Consider the following 20,949-nt stretch of genomic DNA (forward strand, 5'->3'; position numbering starts at 1 on the left):
GTCAGCGGCTTCTCTCAAAGCCCTGCACCGTGGCAGGGCGCGCATTATAGCTTCACAATCACACCACGCAACTCCTTTTTCTCGATTCTTCTAACTTTCTTTATTAATTCCTGTTTTTATTGAAAATATTTTGCCGGAATTTTTGCTTTGATCATCAGCCGCGCGGTTTACTGGCCGAAACACGGGCTTTCAGTTTCTGCCCGGCCTTGAAGCTGACTACGCGACGTGCGGTGATCGGGATTTCTTCGCCGGTCTTCGGGTTACGTCCCGGACGTTGTTTCTTGTCGCGCAGTTCAAAGTTGCCAAAACCGGAGAGTTTGACCGGCTCACCGGTCGCCAGGCAGGTGCGAACTTCTTCAAAGAGATCATCAACCATTTGCCGCGCCTCGGGGCGAGGTATCCCGATCTGCGCGATGATCGACTCCACGATGTCTGCTTTTGTCAGTGTCATGTTTGCCTACCTTAATTCTGCGTTGAATGTGTTTTTCAGGTGTTTGACGATTGATTCAATAATACTTACAACTTCTTCATCTTGCAAAGTTTTTTCGGAGTCCTGCAACAGGATTGCCACTGCAAGGCTTTGCTGGTCGCCCATTGACGCCCCCTGGTAGCGGTCGAAACACCAGGTATCTGCCAGCAAATCTCCCACCTGCTCCCGAATGGCGTTCAGCAGGTCCGCAGCGGCAATGTTTTTGCCCACCACCAGCGCCAAGTCACGGCGTACAGTCGGGAATTTGCCAATGTTGCAATAATGCGGCAGGCGCGCGGCAGGTAGTCGCGCGAGGTCGTTCAGTTCAAAGATGTATATTTCACCGCCACGGCTATCCAGTGTTTGTAATAGCTGCGGGTGTAACGCGCCAACACAGCCCAGATATTGTCCGCTGTCATCGTAGATATCCGCGCTTTTGCCCGGATGCAGGTAAGGTTGTGAAGACGGGCGATAGTTCACGCCCGCAACTTGCAACAGCAGGTTCTCCACCACCGCTTTGGCGTCAAAGAAATCGATTTTGCGCGCTTCTGCTGCCCATTGCTCTGGCGCGGCGAGACCACTCATGACGCCCGCGAGGTGGGTTAGCTGCGCACAGTCGGCGGTGGCTTTACCCGCTTGCGGCAGGAAAACACGACCGATTTCAAACAGCCGCACATCCTGTTGCTGACGGTTGCGGTTGTAGATGACTGCATTGACCAGCCCCGGCAACAGGCTCAGGCGCATTTCCGCGAGGTTGGCGCTAATCGGGTTCTGTAGTTTGATGGTCGTCGCATCCGGAAAAAAGGCCTGATGGCTGTCGCGGTCGATAAAGCCGTAAGTAACAGCTTCCTGAAAGCCCTGTGCGACCAGCATATCGCCGTAATAGCGCAACGCGCCGCCTTCGCCCGCACCCTGCTGGTATTGCACCGCAGGCAGGCGGTCGGGGATATGGGCGTAGCCGTCAATGCGCGCAATTTCTTCAATCAGGTCGGCGGCGATAGTGAGATCAAAGCGCCATGTGGGCGGCGTTACCATCCAAAGGTCATTTGCGAATTGCACTTCGCCGCCCAGCCCCTTAAGGATACGGCTAACCGTCGCCTCGTCGTAGTCGCGGCCAATACATTGTGCGATGGCATCGCGCGGCAAGGCAATTGCCATGCGCTGTGGCAAATCACCCGCACTGATGCTTGCTCCAATTGCGCCTGCTGCGCCGCCACAAATTTCAACTATCAGGCGGGTGGCAAGTTCAATCGCGGTTTCTTGTAAGGTGTAATCCACGCCGCGCTCGAAGCGCTGCGCGCTGTCGCTGGAAAGGCCAAAGCGACGCGCTTTGTCGGCGATACGCGGCGGGTTAAACCACGCCGCTTCGAGGATGATGTTCTGTGTCGCTTCGCTGCAAGCGCTGTCTGCGCCGCCCATTACGCCCGCAATGGCCAGCGCTTTTGCATTATCGGCAATGAGCAATTCGTCGCCGACAAGGGTCGCTTCGCTGTCGTTAAGCAGGCGCAGGGTTTCGCCTGCCGTAGCGGGGCGAATGACGATACTGCCCTGCACTTTGTCCGCATCAAAGGCGTGCAGCGGCGTGCCAAGAGTCAGCATGACGTAGTTGGTAATATCAACCACCGGATCGTGGGTGCGAATACCGGCACGACGCAATCTCTCTGCGATATGCGGCGGCGTTGCACGACCGATGTCAATGCCGCGAATGGTGCGCGCAAAGTATCGCGGGCAATCTTGCGGGGCTCGGTTTTCGATGTTCGGTGCCGCCACATGGTCGCTAACGGCTACGGCGGCATTGTCCAATGGTGGCAGTCTGTAAGCAGCTCCCAGCTCTTCGCGGCATAATTGCGCAATTTCCCGCGCGAGGCCACGGATGGAAAAGCAATCGGCGCGGTTCGGCGTCAGGTCAATGTCGATAATGGTGTCGTTCAGGCGCAGGTATTCGCGGATGTCCACGCCGACCGGTGCGTCTTCCGGCAGTATCAGCAGCCCGGCGTGCTCATCGCTCAGGCCGAGTTCGCGCGCCGAGCACAACATCCCGAACGATTCCACGCCGCGCAGTTTGGATTTTTTGATGCGCAAGTCGCCGGGCAACACCGCACCGATAGTCGCCAGCGGCACTTTGACGCCAACGGCAACATTGGGCGCACCGCAGACGATTTGCAGCGCCTCGCCCGTGCCGCTGTTGACGGTAGCGACGCGCAGTTTGTCCGCATCGGGATGCGGGTTCAGCGCCAGCACTTGCACGACGACCACGCCGGAAAATGGTGGGGCGGCGGTCGTCATGCTATCCACCTCCAGTCCCGCCATGGTCAGACGCTCTGCCAGCAGCTGCGGCGGCAGGTCAATGCCGTAGTCTTCTTTCAACCAGTCTGTACTCAACAACATGGTTCATCCTCAAAATTCATGACGGAACTGGCGCAGGAAGCGCACATCGTTCTCGAAAAACAGGCGCAGGTCGTGTACGCCGTAGCGCAACATCGCCAGACGCTCGATGCCCATGCCGAAGGCGTAGCCCTGATAGCGGTCGGGATCAACGCCGGAATTGCGCAACACTTGCGGATGCACCATGCCGCAGCCGAGTACTTCCAGCCATTTGGCGTCCACACCGCTGTCGTCCTCAAAGAAGGCAATATCCACTTCCGCCGACGGTTCGGTGAAGGGAAAAAAGGATGCGCGGAAACGCACTTGCAGGTCTTCACGCGCAAAGAAATCGCGCAGGAAGTGGATGATGATGCCTTTAAGGTCAGCGAAGGTGCTACGGCTATCAACGACCAACCCTTCGATTTGATGGAACATTGGTGAGTGCGTGGCGTCCGAGTCGCTACGGTACACCCGCCCCGGCGCGATGATGCGCAGCGGCGCGCCTTCGCGCTCCATCGTGCGGATTTGTACGCCGGAGGTGTGGGTGCGCAAGACGGTTTTCGGTTCAAAATAGAAAGTGTCCTGCATCGCCCGCGCCGGATGGTGTTCGGGGATGTTCAGCGCGGTGAAATTGTGAAAGTCATCTTCAATTTCCGGGCCGTCCTTGACGACGAAACCGAGGCAGGCGAACCAGTCTTCAATGCGGCGGCGGGTCAGCGTGACCGGATGCAGGCCGCCCTGAAAGGTTTGGCGTCCGGCGAGGGTGACATCTACCCGCTCCGCTGCCAGTTTTTCCGCCATTTCGCGCGCCTTGAAAGCGTCGATTTTTTCTTGCAATGCTTGCTGGAAACGGCTTTTCGCATCATTAATGATTTTGCCCAGCTGCGGGCGCTCTTCGGCGCTGGTTTTCGCCAGTGCCTGCATATGCGCGGTAAAGATGCCTTTTTTCGAGAGATAGGTGTTGCGCAGCGCTTCCAGTGCGGACAGATCCAGCGCGTCTTTCAGTGCGCGCAGACCGTCCTGCAGTGCCTTTTCCAGCGCTTCCCGGACAGACGATTGTTCACTCACGTTTCTGTTCCCGTGTCTTTGATGCCGCCTTGCGCGGCAGATAAAAAACGGCTGCGGGTGCAGCCGTTTTTCGCATGAGTTCCTGCTTACAGGGCTGCTTTCGCTTTGTCGGCGAGTACAGCAAAAACCTGCTTGTTATAGACAGCCAGTTCGGCCAGCATTTTGCGGTCAATCGCGATACCGGCTTTTTTCAGGCCGTTGATGAAGCGGCTGTAGGAAAGGCCATGTTGGCGCGCACCGGCATTGATGCGGATAATCCAAAGTTGGCGGAATTGACGTTTTCTCGCCTTGCGGTCGCGGTAGGCGTATTGACCTGCCTTGATGACCGCCTGTTTGGCGACGCGGAAAACTTTACGGCGGGCGTTGTAGTAACCCTTGGCGGCTGCCAGCACTTTTTTGTGGCGGGCGCGGGCGGTAACGCCTCTTTTGACTCGTGCCATGTTGTTCCCTCCTTAACCGATCATTTGCTTGATGGCTTTGACATCACTCTCATGCACCATAACGGTACCGCGCAGACCGCGTTTACGCTTGGTGGACTTTTTGGTGAGGATGTGTCGGGCGTGGGAGTGCGAACGCTTGTAGCCGCTCGCCGTTTTTTTGAAGCGCTTGGCGGCGCCCCGGTGGGTTTTCATTTTGGGCATGATAAAACTCGCATTGTTTGTTTCAATTTCCGCAGCGTGCTGCGGCGTGTTTGACAGGATTATTTTTTCGGAGCGAAGACCATCACCATCTGGCGGCCTTCCATCCCCGCTTTTTGCTCAACAACCCCGACTTCTGCCAAATCGGCTTCGATGCGGGTGAGCAGCTCCTGTCCGAGACCCTGGTGCGCCATTTCGCGCCCGCGAAAGCGGACGGTTACTTTGGCCTTGTCACCATCTGTAAGGAAACGGTTCAGGTTGCGCAGTTTGACCTGGTAGTCTCCCTCGTCCGTACCCGGACGAAATTTGATCTCTTTGATTTGGATGCGCTTCTGGTTTTTTCGCGCTTCCTGTTGCTTTTTCTGCTGCTCAAAACGGAATTTGCCGTAATCCATGATTCGGCAAACTGGCGGAGCGGCATTCGCCGCCACTTCCACCAAGTCCAAATCCTGTTCGTAAGCAGCATTCAAAGCGTCTTCGATTGATACGACGCCGAGCTGTTCACCGTCGGCGCCAATCAGGCGAATTTCTGCATCCGTGATTTTTTCGTTGACACGGGTTTCTTGTTGCTTAGCTATTGCTAAATCTCCTGTGCTTTTGTGCTGATGAGATGCAGCGAATGCGCAATGAAATCGTCCACGCTCATGACGCCGAGGTCTTTGCCGTCGCGCTTGCGCACGGAGACGGATGACGCCGCTTTTTCGCGGTCGCCAGCGACCAGCATGAAGGGTACGCGCTGCAAGGTGTGTTCGCGGATTTTATAGTTAATTTTTTCATTTCGCAAATCTTTTTCTACGCGCAAACCCGCTGCGGCGAGTTTTTCGGCGACTTCGTTCACATAGTCTGCCTGGGCGTCGGTGATGGGCATGACGACCGCCTGTACCGGTGACAACCACAGCGGCATTTGCCCCGCATATTGCTCAATCAGGATGCCGATGAAGCGCTCCAGCGAGCCGAGAATGGCGCGGTGAATCATCACCGGCGTTTGCCGTTCGTCGTGTTCGTCAATGTAGTGTGCGCCGAGACGTTCCGGCATGGAGAAATCAAGCTGCACGGTGCCGCATTGCCAGCGGCGGCCGAGGCTGTCTTTCAGGGTAAATTCGATTTTCGGCCCGTAGAACGCGCCTTCGCCCGGTTGCAGACGGAAGGGCTTGCCCTGCGCTTCCAGCGCCGCCTGCAAATCCGCTTCGGCTTCGTCCCAGATTTCGTCTGAGCCGACCCGTTTTTCCGGGCGGGTGGAAAGCGCGAGTTCGACTTCATCGAAGCCAAAGTCGTGATAGACCTCGTACACCATCTGGCAGACGCGCTCGATTTCGTCGCGGATTTGGCTGCGGGTACAGAAGATGTGGCCGTCGTCCTGGACGAAGCGGCGCACCCGCATCAGGCCGTGCAGCGTGCCGGACGGCTCGTTGCGGTGACAAATGCCAAATTCGGCGTAGCGCACCGGCAGTTCGCGGTAGCTGCGCAGTCCCTGATTGAAAATCTGGATGTGGCCGGGGCAGTTCATCGGCTTGATGGCGTAGTCATGCTCGTCGATGCAGCAGGTGAACATATTGCCGCCGAACTTGTCCCAGTGGCCGGATTTTTCCCAGAGCGAGCGGTCAAGGATTTGCGGCCCCTGCACTTCTTCGTAGCCGTATTTGCGCAGTTTGGCGCGCATATAGTTCTCGATCTCGCGGTAGATGACCCAGCCTTTGGCGTGCCAGAAAACCATGCCCGGCGCTTCTTCTTGCAGGTGGAAGAAATCGAGCTGTTTGCCGATACGGCGGTGGTCGCGTTTTTCCGCTTCTGCCTGTTGTTGCAGGTAGGTATCGAGCGTTTTCTGGTCGGCAAAAGCGACGCCGTAGATGCGTTGCAGCGGTTCGCCGCTGGCATCGCCGCGCCAGTAGGAGCCAGAGAGTTTGGTCAGTTTGAATGCCTTGATGTGCCCCATATGCGGCACGTGCGGCCCACGGCACATATCGATGTATTCCTGATGGTGGTAGAGGCCGACTTCCTTGACGCTGTCGTCGAAGTCGTCAATGAGGCGAATTTTGAAGTCTTCGTGGCGCTGGTCAAAGGTTTGGCGCGCCTCGGCGACGGGCGTCCACACTTTTTCCACCGCGTATCCGGTCGCCGCCAGCTCTTTCATGCGCGCTTCCAGCTTCTCCAAATCTTCCGGGGTAAAGCGGTGTTCGCTGTCGATGTCGTAGTAGAAGCCGTTTTCGATCACCGGCCCGATGACCATTTTCGCGTCCGGCCACAGCTGTTTCAGCGCGTGACCGAGCAGGTGCGCAGCGGAGTGGCGGATGATGTCCACCCCTGCCTCTTCTTTGGCGGTAATGATGGCGACGTTGGCGTCGGCGGTAATCGGGTCGCTCAGGTCGCGCTCCACGCCATCGACGCGCACGGCAAGCGCCGCCTTGGCGAGGCCGCTGCCGATGCTGGCGGCGATGGCGCCTCCGGTGGTCGGATTTTCATACTGACGGACGCTGCCGTCGGGCAAAGTGATGTTTAACATAGTCAAAATTCCTTGTTACGGCGAATACCACACGCCGTTCAATATCAAAAATAACGGGCGGGCATTGTACGCCAATGCCCGCCGCGATTCAGCGCCTCACACCGTCTGCGTCACTTTTTGCAGATAGGGCGGTTCGTCCGGGTTCAGTCCGCGTGCCTCGGAGAGTTGGGCGGCGGCGACATACCACGAGAGGATGCCGGTGAGGCCTTGCAGCGCCTCGTGTCCGGCGTCAATCAGCGGCAGATGCACCGTGCCTGTAACCTTCTTGTCGCTGGCGAGCAGGACTTGCGCGCCGCGCGCCGCGAACTGTTCCGCCAGTTGCAGCGCGTCCGCCTGATAGCGGTCGTTGGGCGCGAACAGCAGCACCGGGAAGGCGTCATGCACAATCGCCATCGGCCCGTGCCGCACTTCGGCGGCGGAGAAGGCCTCGCCCTGCAACTGGCAGGTTTCTTTGCATTTCAGCGCCGCTTCCTGCGCGACCGGCAGTCCGGTGCCGCGTCCGACGACAAACAGCCGTTCGCGCGGGGTGAGCGCTTCTACCGCTGCCGACCAGTCGGCACTCGCGGCGCGTTCCAGTTTGTCCGGCAACTGTTTCAGCGCGTCGCGCAGACGATGGTCGTCATTCCAGTGGGCGAGCAGGTGCAGGCCGAGGGTGACGGTGGCGATGAAACTTTTGGTGGCGGCGACGCTTTTTTCTTCGCCCGCTTGCACCGGCAGCGTCCGCTGGCAGGCATTGACCAGCGGCGACGGCACCACGTTTACCAGCGCGGCCGTTTTCGCCCCGCCCGCTGCCAGCGCCTGCATCATCGCAATCACATCCGGCGGACTGCCCGACTGCGACGCCGCCAGCGCGAGGTAATCCTGCACCTGCCACGGCGTTTGCAGCACGCTGCTCAGCGACGGCGGCAGCGACGCCACCGCCATGCCACGGGTGTGCATCAGCAGGTAGCCGAGATAGCCAAGCGCGTGGTCGGAGGTACCGCGTCCGACCGTGACCGCACCGCGCGGCGGTGCCGCTTTCAGCTCCTCCGCGAGTGCGATGGCGTTGCTCACATCCTGACGGGCGACAATGGCGGCGGCTTCGCGCGCTTCCTTTAACATCAAAGACATGGAAAATACTCCTGTTGTGAAAAGCGCATCATACATGAGGAAGCGCCCGCCTGTCGCATCAGTCGCCGAGAAATATGCACAGCCTGACCACACAGCCAACCCCATGAAAATACAGGAAACAAAAGCCGAAACCGTTACACCCTGCCGCTGCATCCACAGCAAAACCACAGCCAATAACCACAAAAATCCGCAAAATATCACAATAATAATTGACACCCCCCACACGCCGCCGTAACATTTCCGCAAACCCCATACGCAGGGAGCCATAAATGTCCTCAATGTCCATGAAATCCGATACGACCGTTGATCGGCGTGCCCAAATCCAGACCCTTCTCAACGAACAGGGCGTCGTCAATTCCCAAGAATTGGCCGAACGCTTTGAAGTCTCGCTGATGACCATCTACCGTGACCTCGACTACCTGCAAGAACAAGGGGTTGCCAAACGCCAGCACGGCGGTGCCGTCTCCGCCGACCGCTTTATCTCGCCGCTCAAACGCAGCCTGCGTGAATCGCAAAACGTCGATGCCAAGCGCCTCATTGGTCGCTGGGCGGCGGAGCATCTCATCAACCAGATAGACGACTCGCTCATCGTCGATTCCGGCACCACCACCCTCGAATTTGTGCGCGCGCTGCCGGACGTACCGATTAACGTCATGGTGAACAGCCTTGACGCGCTCTCCATCCTCGCCATTCATAAGAACACCAACGTCTATGCGCTCGGCGGCGAGCTGCGCAAAGACGTGATGGCCTTTGAAGGCGCGATTACCACCGACAACCTGCGCCAGTGCCACTTCTCCAAAGCCTTCATCAGCGCCGACGGCATTGACCTCGAAGCGGGACTGACCACGACCAACGAACAGCGCGCCCGCCTGACCCGCCTCATGGCCGAACACGCGCAGGAAGTGTACCTGCTCGCCGACTGCTCCAAATACGGCAAACGCTCCTTCCGTACCTTCTTCCACTTCGACCGCATCACCGCCGTCATCTCCGAAGCGGGCGTGCCGGAACTCTACAAACAGCACTTCCGCCAGCACGACATCCGCCTGATTGAGGTGCCCAATGACAACAAATAGAATCGGCGCCATCATCGCCGCCCACAAAAAAAGCGGGCGCGGTGGCGTTGTCTCCGTCTGTAGCGCCCACCCCGCCGTCATCCGCGCCGCCGCCGAACTCGCCGCCGAATACAAGGCGACGCTGCTGCTCGAATCCACCTCCAACCAGGTGGACCAGTTCGGCGGCTACACCGGCATGACCCCGGCGCAATACATCGCCCGGGTCAAAACCCTGCTCCCTGCCGACGCCAACCCCGTCTTCGGCGGCGACCACCTCGGCCCCAACCGCTGGCAACACCTGCCCGCCGATGAGGCGATGAAAAACAGCGAAGAACTCATCCGCCACTACATCAAGGCGGGTTACGAAAAAATCCACCTCGATTGCAGCATGAGCTGCGCCGGCGACCCCGTACCCCTGCCGGACGCCACCGTCGCCGAACGCGCCGCCCGCCTCTGCCGCATCGCCGAAGACACCCGCGCCACCATGCCGAACGCCGTGGCACCCGTTTACATCATCGGCACCGAAGTCCCCGTCCCCGGCGGTGCGCAAGAAGCACTCGACGGCGTCACCCCGACCACGCCGGAAGCGGCGCGCACCACCTACGCCGTGCATAAAGACACCTTCGCCGCGCACGGTCTCGGCGACGACGTCTGGGCGCGCGTTGTCGCGCTGGTCGTCCAGCCCGGCGTCGAATTTGACCACCACGGCGTCGAAGACTACCGCCCCGAACGCGCCACCGCCCTGTCGGCAGTTGCCAACGAATTCCCGCACGCCGTCTTTGAAGCCCACTCCACCGACTACCAGACGCCGCAAGCCTTCAAGGCACTGGTACGCGACCACTTCGCCATCCTCAAAGTCGGCCCGGCGCTGACCTTCGCCTGGCGCGAAGCCATCTACGCGCTGAACCACATCGCGCGCGAACTCAAACTGAATGCGCCGGACGTTGAAGCGGCGGCAGAAACGCTGATGCAGGCAGAGCCCGCGCAATGGCAAAAGTACTACCACGGCGACGCGGACGAACAGCGACTGTTGCGCCACTACAGCCTCTCCGACCGCATCCGCTACTACTGGACAAAGCCACAACTGAATGAAGCCGTGCAGGGGCTGCTTGCTGCCCTCGGCGAACGCCCGCTGCCCTTCGGCCTCGCCCACCAATACCTGCCGGACGCGGTCGAAGCCTGCCGCGCGCGCCATGAGGCACTCACCGCCGACAACCTCATCCGCCACCACATCCGCGCCGCGCTGATTCCCTACTATGAGGCGTGCGCCTAAGCCCCCTCCCCTGCAGGGCGAAGCCCGCAGCGGGCGGGTTCCCACGCAAAATGCGTCCGCATTTTGCGTGGGGCCCGGGGGAGGGTTGGGGAGGGGGTAGCGGTGTCCATAACGCCAACCCGCCCCAAAATGCCGCGCCTGCCTGTACTTGACACCAAGCGCATAACGGGCGGTTACGCTGCGCTAACCGCCCCTACGATGCGGAAGCTCCCCTCCCCATGGAGTAGGGGCGAGGCGGAGAAAAAACGCGATGCGAATAGCGGCAACCTGCCCGATTCCACGCGCCGATTTACCCCCTCCCCCGCAGGGCGAAGCCCGCAGCGGGGGAGGGTTGGGGTGGGGGTAGCGATGTTTATTCCTCCTCTTGCGTTTTTTCAGAAGCACAAAGTTCTATTTGCAAAAACGGGACGGTAAACAGTGCAATTTGCCAGATATGGTTTTGCCGCGATTTGGTTTACCCCCACCCCGTCCCTCCCCCGCTGCGGGCTTCGCCCTGCGGGGGAGGGTGAATTCCAACCCACAAGGATTCCATAAAAAAACGGAGTCATCATGCAATTCGGCAAAGACCCCAACTGGTTCAACACCCACGGCGCCACCGCCACCGCCCGCGAAATCGCCCAACAAGGCGACTGCTGGGAAAAAATCCCGGCGCTGCTCGCCACCACCAACCCGGCGCTAAAAACCCGCCTGCACGCGGCGCTGCACGACGCGCGCGCCACCATCGCCTTCAGCGGCGCGGGCACCTCTGCCTACGTCGGCGACATCCTCGCCCCCGCCATCCAGCGCCACAGCCGCGCGCACAGCCTCGCCACCGCCAGCACCGATTTGGTCGCCCAGCCGGCGGGCAAACTGCCGCGCGACGCACACGGCTTCCTCTTCGCCTTTGCCCGCAGCGGCAACTCGCCGGAAAGCGTCGCCAGCCTCGAAAAAGCCGCGACCATCGCCCCCGAACTCGTCCCCGTCGCCGTCACCTGCAACGACCGGGGCGCGCTCGCCGAACACTGCCGCAGCGGCCACGGCTACTGCTGCCAAATGCCGCCGGAAACCCACGACGAGAGCTTCGTCATGACCTCCAGCTTCTCGACCATGACGCTGTTCACCGCAGCACTCTGCCGCGAAGCGCTCGACCTGCCGCCGCCGGACTTCACCGCGCTCGCCGTCGCGCAACGCCACGCCCGCGACACCTACTACACCTCGCCCGCGCTGGACGCGCTTGCCCGCGCCGCGCGCATCATCTACCTCGGCAGCGACGCGCTCTACGGCGCCGCCCGCGAAAGCGCGCTGAAAATCCTCGAAATGACCGCCGGCAAAATCCCGACCATGGCAGAAACCACCCTCGGCTTTCGCCACGGGCCGAAATCGCTGATTAACAATGAGACCGCCGTCTGCTTCTTCATCTCCAGCGACCCGTACAGCCAACAATACGACCGCGATTTGGCGCTGGAAGTGCTTGGCGACGGCAACGCCGCCTACGTCCACATCTACGCGCCCGCCGCCTTCCTCGCCCGCTACCCGGAAATCGCCGCGAGCCGCGCCCACGTTACCGCCTTTGACGCGGCGCTGGACGGACAGGACGACGCCGCGCTCGCCCCGCTTTATGTGCAGTATGCGCAAATGACCGGCCTGCGCTGCGCGCTGGACGCGGGCATCTCGCCGGACAACCCCAGCCCGGACGGCAGCGTCAACCGCGTCGTCAAAGGCGTGACGGTCTATCCGTATCCGGCGTGAGGGGCAAAGGATGATCCGGCAACCGCCACTGTTCCCGCAACAAAACCGCCCCCTCCCCCCGTGGGGGAGGGTCGGGGTGGGGTTTGTCTGCATACCTGCGGGGCAATGTAGCCCGCCCAAAACCCTTCCAATATGCCGCCAAACGCCGACGCGGGTTATCTCAACCACATCGACGCCAGAATCCGTTAACCCCACCCCCGCTCTCCCCCGTGGGGGGAGGGAGTCGATCAGCGGAAAAACAGGCGACCGTTCCCGCATCCCGCCCCTCGGCGGACGATTCTACGGCAGCGGCAAAATGGCCAACGCTACCCCCTCCCCAGCCCTTTCTCGCACTACGCGCGAGCTGTTCCAGTCCCGCTGCGGGCTTCGCCCTGCGAGGGAGGGGGCAGAGCGGCGGAAATGCAAACAGCCGTTGCCGATGCCGCAACCCATTCACCCCCTCCCCTGCAGGACGCGCCAGCGTCCGCAGCGGGGGAGGGTCGGGGTGGGGGTGCGCCATGTTTGTAGCGTCCATTTGAGCCCAATCCACGCGCCGATTTGCCCCCTCCCCCTGTGGGGGAGGGTTGGGGTGGGGTTCAGCGATGCTGCCTCGGTGTTTTTCCGTCCATCCGTCTGCCAGAATCATCATCACAGGTATCGCGCCTGCTTTTTCACCCATTTACAAGGCATTTCTGCAATGTCCCCTGTTGCAGATGACAAACCTACACCGCATCCGGCAACGATTAACCCCACCCCCGCCCTCCCCTGTAGGGGGAGGGAGCCGATCGGCGGGAATTGGGGCGACCGTTCCCGCATCCTGCCCCTCGGCGGACGATTCTGTGACTGCAGCAAAATGGCCAACGCTACCCCCTCCCCAACCCTCCCCCGCTGCGGGCTTCGCCCTGCGAGGGAGGAGGCAGAACGGCGGAAATGCAAACAGCCGTTGTCAATGCCACAACCCATTTACCCCCTCCCCTGCAGGACGCGCCAGCGTCGTGCCGCGGGGGAGGGTCGGGGTGGGGGTAGCGCCATTCATCATGACAACCTGACCTGAATCCGCGCCCCGCCCCCCCCATCCCAACTTCATACAAGGAGCCTCAAAACATGGCAGAACCCAACATCCTCCTCACCCGCATCGACAACCGCCTCATCCATGGGCAGGTTGGCATGACCTGGACCAACTGGCTTGGCGCGAACCTCGTCGTCGTCGCCGATGACGAAATCGCCGCCGATCCGGTACAGCAAAACCTGATGGAAATGGCGATTACCGGCAACGTCGGCGCGCGATTCTTCACCCTGCAAAAAACCATCGACATCATCCACAAGGCGGCGCCGAGCCAAAAAATCTTCCTCGTCGTGCGCACCCCGCAGAACGCGCTCACCCTCATCAAGGGCGGCGTGCCCATCAAGGAAATCAACGTCGGCAACCTCCACTTTGCCGAAGGCAAAAAGCAGGTGAGCAAGGTCATCAGCGTCAGCGATGACGACATACGCTGCTTTCAGGAGCTGGAATCCCTCGGCGTCAGTTGCACCGCGCAGGGCACGCCGGACGACGCGAAAAAACCCATCCTTTCTCTCATCCTCTAGGAGCACACCATGGAAACCACCGCGATGGAAGTCATCCATCAAGTCACCCTCGCGCAAGCGCTGATGGTCGCCATCTTCGCCGGCATTGCGGGCATTGACCTCTTTAACGTCCTCACCCACATCCACCGCCCGATTATCGCCGGCCCCATCGTCGGCATCCTCATGGGCAACCCGGAGGCAGGGCTTGTCGCCGGCGCCTCCTTTGAGCTGATGTGGATGGGGCTGGTGCCGCTGGCGGGTGCGCAGCCGCCGAACGTCGTCATGGGCGGCATCATCGGCACCGCCTTCGTCATCGCCACCGGCAAGAGCGCGCAGGAAGCGATTGCGGTCGCCATACCGTTTGCCATCTTCGTCCAGGTCTGCATCACCTTCCTCTTCACCGCCTTCTCGCCGCTGATGAAGAAGGCCGACCACTACGCCGACACGCTCAATTTCGGCGGCATCGCCAGCCTGAACTATCTCGGCATGGCAATACTGTTCTGCTTCTACTCCGTCGTTACCTTTGCCGTCATCTACTTCGGTGCGGACAAAGCGGCGCACTACGTCCAGTTCGTGCCGAAATGGATTTCCGAAGGCCTCCGCATGGCAGGCGGCCTGATGCCCGCCATCGGCTTCGGCATCCTGCTCAACATCATGCTGCGCAAGGAATACATCGCCTACTTCATCCTCGGCTTCGTCCTCGCCGCCTACCTCAACCAGCCGCTGCTCGCCATCGCCCTCATCGGCACCGCCTTCGCGCTGATTGAATACTTCATCCGCGACAGCCAGCCTGCCAAATCCGCCGCCCCGCAAGAAGAAGAAGGAATTTAAGCCATGAGTACCGAAAACTACGACGTCTATCAAGACCAGGCCACCCCAAAAGTCATCACCCGTAAAGACCTGCACCGCATGGCGTGGCGCTCGCTCTTCCTGCAAGCCTCCTTCAACTACGAACGGATGCAGGCCAACGGCTGGCTCTACACCATCCTCCCCGCACTGCGCAAAATCCACCAAAATCCGGACGACCTGCGCCACTCGATGCGGATGCACCTCGAATTCTTCAACACCCACCCCCTACTGGTGACTTTCATCTCCGGCCTCGTCGTTTCGATGGAAGAAGCGAAGGAAAATATCTCCACCATCCGCGCGGTCAAAGTCGCAACGATGGGGCCGGGCGGCGGCATCGGTGATGCCGTCTTCTGGATGACCCTGCTCTCCATCTGCGGCGCCGTCGGTGCCTCCTTCTCGCTTTCCCGCTCATGGTTCGGCCCGGTTTTCTTCCTTGCCGTCTTCAACATCGTCCACTTCGCGCTGCGCTTTGGGCTGGCCAACTACGGCTACAAAATGGGCATCTCCGCCATCGCCAATCTCAAAGAACAGACGCGCAAAATCAGCCACGCCGCCTCCATCGTCGGCATCACCATCATCGGCGCCATGACCGCGAGCTACGTCCAGCTCACCTCCGGGCTACAATTTGAGCGCAACGTAGTCATCAACGGTGAAGAAAAAGTCTATATCTTCAATATGCAAGAAAAACTGTTTGACCAAATCATGCCCAAACTGCTGCCGCTCCTGTGGACGCTCTTCATCCTCTGGCGCATCAAAAAAGGCACCTCCACCCTGAAACTCGTGCTATGGACAATCATCTTCGGCCTCGTCTGCGTCGGCCTGCCGGTACTGGTCAAACACTGGTTTGGCGTGGACATCATCGACCCCGCCGTCCTCGCCGAACGCATGGGACTGAAGGGCTGACATGACCGCCCTCATCATCACCGGCCACGGCCAGTTTGCCAGCGGCATCCACAGCGCACTCAACCTCATCGCGGGCGGCGCCAAAGACGTTCACGCCGTGGATTTCCGCGAAGGCGACACCCCGGAAACACTGGGTGAGAAACTGGCAAAAATACTAAAAATATATGAGAATGACGGCGTGGTTATCTTTACCGACATCATTGGCGGCGCGCCTTTCCGGCAAGCCGCCCTGCTCGCCAGCAGCAGGGAAAACCTCGACGTCGTCTATGGCACCACACTGCATATGCTCGTCGAAGCCGTCCTTGAAAAAGACCACTGCGGCGACGTGCGCAAACTGGTGGCCGACCTGCTGCCCGCCGCCCGCGACGGCATCGGCAGCCTGAGCACATACACGCGCAAACAGCCACCCCCACCCGCAACAGAAGAAGGACTGTAACCATGCAAGAAAAAAACCTCACCCTCAACAACCCGTCAGGCCTGCACGCCCGCCCGGCCAAAGACTTCGTCCAGCTCGCCAAAGGCTTTGAAGCCAGCGTGACCATCGTCAAAGACGGCAACGAATACAACGGCAAATCGCTGATGAAACTGCTCCAGGCAGGCCTCAGCAAAGGCGACCAGCTCGTGCTGAAAACCGACGGGGCCGACGAAGCCGACGCGCTCGCCAAACTCGCCGACTACATCACCAACCTCGCGGAATAACCCGCCTCCCCCTGAGCCTGTTCCCCGAACAGGCTCAAAACCATCGCCGCAGCGGGCAAGCGGCTGCGGCACCCCAAACCCACAGAGGAGCACCTCATGAAAAACTACGAAGGACTCGCCGCTTCCCCCGGCATCGCCATCGGCCAAGCCTGGATCTTCCGCCCGCAAACCCCGAACATCGACACCCGCACCATCAGCGACGCCGAAGTCAAAAACGAATACCGCGCCTTCAGAAACGCCCAGGCCAAAGTTGATGCCCACCTCGAAGGCCTCTACAACCGCGTCCTCGAAAAACAGGGCGAACACGAAGCCGCCATCTTTGAAAGCCACCGCGAACTGCTCGCCGACGAAGAACTCGACAACGACATCCAGGCGCTCATCCGCGACGAACACAAAACCGCCACCGCCGCCGTCAAAGAATACCTGGACCAGGTCGCCGCCAACATGCGCGCGCTCGAAGACGAATACCTGCGCGAACGCGCCGCCGAATTTGAAGACCTGCAAAACAACCTCCTCCTCGCCCTGAACGGCCTGCCGTTTGCCTCGCTCGCCAGCGCGCCGCCGGACAGCGTCATCTTCGCCGAAGACCTCACCCCGTCCGAGACCGCACAACTGGACATCGAAAAAGTCCGCGGCTTCGTCCTCGAACACGGCGGACTCACCAGCCACGTCGCCATCCTTGCGCGCAACCTCGGCATGCCGGCCGTCATGGGCATGCGCAACATCATGAACGAAGTCAAAAGCGGCATCACCGCCCTGCTTGACGGCGACACCGGCAAACTCATCCTCGATCCGGACGACAAAACCCGCAAAATCTACACCGAGAAAAAAGCCCAGCAAGACGCACAAAAAGCCGAATACGCCAAACTGCACGGCAAACCGGCGACCACCGAAGACGGCAAAACCTTCGCGCTTTACAGCAACATCGGCTCACCGAACGACCTGCACCTCATTGACGAAAACGGCAGCGAAGGCATCGGCCTCTTCCGCAGCGAATTCCTCTTCATGGAAAGCAAACAGGCGCCGAGCGAAGACCAACAATACGCCATCTACCGCAAAGTCGCCGAACACATGAAAGGCAAAACCGTCATCCTGCGCCTACTGGACATCGGCGGCGACAAACCACTCTCCTACCTCAACTTCCCCAAAGAAGAAAACCCCTTCCTCGGCTGGCGCGGCGTCCGCCTCTACAAAGACAACCCCGAAGTCTTCCTGAGCCAAATCCGCGCCGCCATCCGCGCTGCCGCCTACGGCGACCTGTGGGTGATGATTCCGATGGTCATCAGCCTGGACGAACTGCGCTGGGTCAAACAACAAATCGCCGAACAATCCATCAAACTCGAAGCCGAAGGGCGCAACCACAACCCGAACCTCAAAGTCGGCATCATGATAGAAACCCCGGCATCTGCGCTGATTGCCGAACAGCTCGCCAAAGAAGCCGCCTTCTTCAGCATCGGCACCAACGACCTGACCCAATACACCCTCGCCGTTGACCGGGGCAACACCAAAATCAGCGTGCTCTATGACGGCCTGCACCCCGCCGTACTGCGCCTGATGAAAATGACCTGCGACGCCGGGCGCAAAGCGGGCATCGACGTCGGCATCTGCGGTGAAATGGGCGGCCAACTGGAAGCCACCCCGCTCTTGGTTGGCATGGGCTTCAACGAAATCTCCATCAGCGGCAAAATGCTGCCTGCCGTCAAATACAGCATCAGCCGCCTGAACGCCAAAGCCTGCCGCGAACTGCTCGACAAGGCCATCGCCGCCAACGACGCCGACGCCGTGCGCAAACTGCTGCAAGAAATCAAACACTGACCGCATCACCCGCCCAAACCGGGAAAAACCAACGGGAAACGCGCTGCGTTTCCCGTTTTTGCATTCGGCGACAAGCCGTCGCGGCGCGGAACTTCACGCCTTATAGCCATCCACCGAAAGCCTCATACTGTGTTGCGTCGCCTGACCGGGCACCCTAAAAAATGGCGAAGCCATTTTTTAGGGAAACCCGCGCCGTACAAAAGCGTACTGTCTTCGGCGACACGCCTTGTCTGAAACTTTCGGTGGACGGCTATAGAACCTGTTCAAAATCCCGATTGTCCACATAAATTCGGATTGCTACGCCGAATTTCCCTTCCGCCCGCGCACGTGCCACAATCCGGAATCTTCCCATAACCAGAGAAAACCATGGCAAAAGAAATCGAGCGCAAATTCCTCGTCATTGGCGAAGCCTGGCGCGCGTTGGCACAGGGCACCCATTACCGCCAGGGCTATCTGAATAGCGCCAAAGAACGCACCGTGCGCGTTCGCACCATTAACGACAAAGCCTTTCTCACCATAAAAGGCCTGACCGTCGGCATCAGCCGCGCCGAATACGAATACGCCATTCCCCTTGCTGACGCAGTACAAATGCTGGACACCCTCGCCGAACGGCCACTAATTGAAAAAATCCGCTACACCATTCCCCATGCCGGCATGCAATGGGAAATTGACGAATTTCTCGGCGACAATGCCGGGCTGATTATTGCCGAAATCGAACTTGCCGACGCAAGCCAGACATTTGCCAAACCAGCATGGATTGGCACGGAAGTCTCCGATGACCCACGCTATTACAATGCCAATTTGGTGCGGCATCCGTACCGGCTTTGGAAAAACCATGATTAAAGAATCCGTCAAGGCGCACGGGCGCTTCCAGCTCGAAATCAAACAAAAAGTCTCCTTCGATCGCCGCGCGCATGACATCCGCTACCGCATCGAAACCTGGTTCTTTTTGCCCGCCGCCTTGCAGGTCAGCCCCGACACCTATTCGCCCAAAACCTTCCAGCAAAACCTGAAAAACTATATCCGCCTGCGCCCGCCGACACGCAAACTGGCGCAATTACTGGAGCCGGAAGAAATGCTGGCGGAACTCGCCGCCTTTCTCGCCGACAAGCCGGATAAAAATGAAGTGGAGCGTTACGAAAACGTGCTGAAACGTTATGCGCTCACCTACAAGCGGGCATTGCGGCTGGCAATCAAATGGCTGGAGCGCGACCCCAAAAAACGCGATGCGGCAGCCATTGGCGAATTGCTGGCAGAAATCCATGACGTATTGACCGCCTGGCGCGCGCTGGAAACATTGGCGGCGGCGCATGAAGCCGTATTTGCCTCGCAGGCCTTTGCCTATTGCGATGAATATATTTCGCTAACGACGCTGCATTATTTGCGCCGCCTGGTCTTGATTGACGGCATCCCGCAGACGGCGGCGATTCATGCGCTGTGGCAAACGGAAATGGCCTATTGCCGCACCCGTTTCCCGGACAGCATTCCGGCGCATGACGGCAATAACGAAGACGTGCTTTACCGCTGGAGCATTCTGCGCAAATACATCAGCCGCTATTTATTCCTTGATGTGCGGCGGCGCAAGGGCAATCCTCTGCTGCTGCATTCCATTTATGCCATTGCGGCGGCGATAGCGATGATCTTTGCAACATTCGTCGCCTTTTTCTGGCAGGGGCGCTACGGCGCTTTAAGCAACAATTTGTTCATGGCGCTGGTCGTCGCCTATATCTTCAAGGACAGGATTAAAGAAATCGGGCGCGAATGGCTGTTGTCCTGTTTCCGTGAATGGATTCCCGACCGGCGCTTGCGCATCTTTCGCGGTGAACATCTGGAAGTGGGCAGTTGCAGCGAATCTTTCCGCTTTGTCCGTCCAGAAAAATTACCACCGGAAATCCGCACGCTGCGCGAACAGGCGCATTGGCTGAAATTATTAAATGACCACCGCGCTGAAGACGTGCTGCTCTATCGTAAGGAAGTCGTACTGCACAATCAGCCGGAATTGTTTGAGCGCACGCAATATGCCATTGTCGATATTACCCGCTTCAATGTCTCCGGCTTTCTCCGCCAGATAGATCATTTATTCGAGCATTTGCCGGTCGCCGATGAAGATGACGCGGTGGTGACAGGCGAGCGCCTTTATCACGTTTATATGATTCGCCGCATTACCTTTGCTGGACAAGTGGCGAGTGAACTGGTGCGGCTGGTATTAAACGCCGAAGGCATCAAACGGCTGGAGCTAATTCAGCCGCTGCAATTTGCAGAAAAGGACAGAAGCGCAGCAATATAATGGCGGCGCGGTGATACAAGTACGGCACAATCAGAAACTCTTTACGTCGCTTTGAATGCGGGCGCTATACGATATTTCGTCCTCTTCCCGCTTGGTGAAGAGGGAGACTTCAATTGCAAATACACTCTAGGCGCAATCCAGTTTGTTTTTCAAATTTCATTTTGTTATGATGCCTTTGCCCAAAGGGGCAATTCACCAAACGTTCTTGAATGAGGAAATTACTATGAACCGTGAAATGAATTGGAAGCCATTGGCTATAAGCATCTGCTGTGCCTGTGCGCTCACCGCGTGTGGTGGTGGTGGCGGTGATGACAGTCCTGCCGATAAACCCATACCGAATAATCCTGGAGCATCCATCCCCAATACCAACAATCAGATGCCAAATGTTACGGATAACCAAAAACCGTCAGGAGTAGAAGGATGGCGGAGGATAGATGGATTTAATAGAACTCAAACAAAAGCAGATGCTTTCCGCGAGTATTCAGAAAACACAAGGATTAACGGTGTTCGTCTTCCCGCAGATGCCCATCTTAAGGCTTATTACTTTAGTGGTGGTAACGGTTTGCATCAGGCAAAAACACCGGGCGGTGGTCTTGTATAGCAATCCTCTCTAAATTCTATACAATCATCCATTTCCCCGGAGCCTGAC

General features: G+C 59.0%; 20 protein-coding genes. 12 read left to right on the forward strand and 8 right to left on the reverse strand.

Features of this window, described 5'->3' with window-relative positions:
* Nucleotides 1-154: 154 nt before the first annotated feature.
* The 8 genes from ACO54Z_RS11645 to ACO54Z_RS11680 all read right to left on the reverse strand — a co-directional run bounded on the left by ACO54Z_RS11645 (nucleotide 155) and on the right by ACO54Z_RS11680 (nucleotide 8,149).
* Nucleotides 155-451 (reverse strand): integration host factor subunit alpha, encoded by a 297-nt coding sequence (locus tag ACO54Z_RS11645; RefSeq protein ID WP_485997163.1) that lies wholly within the window; start codon nucleotides 449-451, stop codon nucleotides 155-157.
* 6 nt (nucleotides 452-457) lie between these two features.
* Nucleotides 458-2,857, reverse strand: a complete 2,400-nt coding sequence (gene pheT, locus ACO54Z_RS11650) for a phenylalanine--tRNA ligase subunit beta (RefSeq protein WP_485997164.1) — start codon at nucleotides 2,855-2,857, stop codon at nucleotides 458-460.
* 9 nt (nucleotides 2,858-2,866) lie between these two features.
* Nucleotides 2,867-3,901, reverse strand: a complete 1,035-nt coding sequence (locus ACO54Z_RS11655; protein WP_485997165.1) for a phenylalanine--tRNA ligase subunit alpha — start codon at nucleotides 3,899-3,901, stop codon at nucleotides 2,867-2,869.
* A gap of 86 nt (nucleotides 3,902-3,987) precedes the next feature.
* Nucleotides 3,988-4,341, reverse strand: coding sequence for a 50S ribosomal protein L20 (gene rplT, locus ACO54Z_RS11660; protein ID WP_485997166.1), 354 nt, complete (start codon nucleotides 4,339-4,341; stop codon nucleotides 3,988-3,990).
* Between the two features lie 12 nt (nucleotides 4,342-4,353).
* Nucleotides 4,354-4,542 carry a 50S ribosomal protein L35 gene (gene rpmI, locus ACO54Z_RS11665; RefSeq protein WP_004140251.1) on the reverse strand — a complete coding sequence of 63 codons (189 nt, stop codon included), beginning with the start codon at nucleotides 4,540-4,542 and terminating at the stop codon, nucleotides 4,354-4,356.
* A 59-nt stretch (nucleotides 4,543-4,601) separates the two neighbouring features.
* A complete protein-coding gene (infC, locus tag ACO54Z_RS11670; protein ID WP_485997180.1) occupies nucleotides 4,602-5,117 on the reverse strand; it encodes a translation initiation factor IF-3 in 516 nt (171 codons plus the stop codon).
* Nucleotides 5,118-5,119: 2 nt separating this feature from the next.
* On the reverse strand, nucleotides 5,120-7,039 hold the full coding sequence (thrS, locus tag ACO54Z_RS11675; RefSeq protein WP_485997167.1) for a threonine--tRNA ligase: 1,920 nt from the start codon (nucleotides 7,037-7,039) through the stop codon (nucleotides 5,120-5,122).
* A gap of 96 nt (nucleotides 7,040-7,135) precedes the next feature.
* The gene (locus tag ACO54Z_RS11680) at nucleotides 7,136-8,149 is read right to left on the reverse strand and encodes an SIS domain-containing protein (RefSeq protein WP_485997168.1); all 1,014 of its coding nucleotides are present in this window, start codon (nucleotides 8,147-8,149) and stop codon (nucleotides 7,136-7,138) included.
* Nucleotides 8,150-8,433: 284 nt separating this feature from the next.
* Between ACO54Z_RS11680 and ACO54Z_RS11685 the strand changes: the two genes are divergently transcribed.
* From ACO54Z_RS11685 to ACO54Z_RS11740, 12 genes are all read left to right on the forward strand, one after another.
* Nucleotides 8,434-9,222 carry a DeoR/GlpR family DNA-binding transcription regulator gene (locus tag ACO54Z_RS11685; RefSeq protein ID WP_485997169.1) on the forward strand — a complete coding sequence of 263 codons (789 nt, stop codon included), beginning with the start codon at nucleotides 8,434-8,436 and terminating at the stop codon, nucleotides 9,220-9,222.
* Complete coding sequence (locus ACO54Z_RS11690; protein WP_485997170.1) at nucleotides 9,209-10,474, forward strand: class II D-tagatose-bisphosphate aldolase non-catalytic subunit; 1,266 nt, start codon at nucleotides 9,209-9,211, stop codon at nucleotides 10,472-10,474. Before ACO54Z_RS11685 ends, ACO54Z_RS11690 begins: the two co-directional genes overlap by 14 nt.
* A gap of 549 nt (nucleotides 10,475-11,023) precedes the next feature.
* Nucleotides 11,024-12,202: an SIS domain-containing protein gene (locus tag ACO54Z_RS11695; RefSeq protein ID WP_485997171.1), complete on the forward strand. Its 1,179-nt coding sequence runs from the start codon at nucleotides 11,024-11,026 to the stop codon at nucleotides 12,200-12,202.
* Between the two features lie 1,083 nt (nucleotides 12,203-13,285).
* Entirely contained in the window at nucleotides 13,286-13,768 is a 483-nt protein-coding gene (agaV, locus tag ACO54Z_RS11700) for a PTS N-acetylgalactosamine transporter subunit IIB (RefSeq protein ID WP_485997172.1), read from the forward strand.
* A gap of 9 nt (nucleotides 13,769-13,777) precedes the next feature.
* Nucleotides 13,778-14,578, forward strand: a complete 801-nt coding sequence (gene agaW / locus ACO54Z_RS11705) for a PTS N-acetylgalactosamine transporter subunit IIC (RefSeq protein WP_485997173.1) — start codon at nucleotides 13,778-13,780, stop codon at nucleotides 14,576-14,578.
* Between the two features lie 3 nt (nucleotides 14,579-14,581).
* Nucleotides 14,582-15,499 (forward strand): PTS system mannose/fructose/sorbose family transporter subunit IID, encoded by a 918-nt coding sequence (locus tag ACO54Z_RS11710; RefSeq protein ID WP_485997174.1) that lies wholly within the window; start codon nucleotides 14,582-14,584, stop codon nucleotides 15,497-15,499.
* A gap of 1 nt (nucleotide 15,500) precedes the next feature.
* Nucleotides 15,501-15,935: a PTS galactosamine/N-acetylgalactosamine transporter subunit IIA gene (agaF, locus tag ACO54Z_RS11715; protein ID WP_485997175.1), complete on the forward strand. Its 435-nt coding sequence runs from the start codon at nucleotides 15,501-15,503 to the stop codon at nucleotides 15,933-15,935.
* Nucleotides 15,936-15,937: 2 nt separating this feature from the next.
* Nucleotides 15,938-16,198 (forward strand): HPr family phosphocarrier protein, encoded by a 261-nt coding sequence (locus ACO54Z_RS11720; RefSeq protein ID WP_298080881.1) that lies wholly within the window; start codon nucleotides 15,938-15,940, stop codon nucleotides 16,196-16,198.
* 96 nt (nucleotides 16,199-16,294) lie between these two features.
* Nucleotides 16,295-18,013 (forward strand): phosphoenolpyruvate--protein phosphotransferase, encoded by a 1,719-nt coding sequence (gene ptsP, locus ACO54Z_RS11725; RefSeq protein WP_485997176.1) that lies wholly within the window; start codon nucleotides 16,295-16,297, stop codon nucleotides 18,011-18,013.
* A gap of 366 nt (nucleotides 18,014-18,379) precedes the next feature.
* Nucleotides 18,380-18,856, forward strand: coding sequence for a CYTH domain-containing protein (locus ACO54Z_RS11730; protein WP_485997177.1), 477 nt, complete (start codon nucleotides 18,380-18,382; stop codon nucleotides 18,854-18,856).
* Complete coding sequence (locus ACO54Z_RS11735; RefSeq protein WP_485997178.1) at nucleotides 18,849-20,300, forward strand: hypothetical protein; 1,452 nt, start codon at nucleotides 18,849-18,851, stop codon at nucleotides 20,298-20,300. The genes ACO54Z_RS11730 and ACO54Z_RS11735 overlap by 8 nt, the downstream gene beginning before the upstream one ends.
* A 223-nt stretch (nucleotides 20,301-20,523) precedes the next feature.
* Nucleotides 20,524-20,901, forward strand: coding sequence for a hypothetical protein (locus ACO54Z_RS11740; RefSeq protein WP_485997179.1), 378 nt, complete (start codon nucleotides 20,524-20,526; stop codon nucleotides 20,899-20,901).
* The last annotated feature ends 48 nt before the right edge of the window (nucleotides 20,902-20,949 follow it).

This window comes from Cardiobacterium sp. (assembly GCF_057314735.1).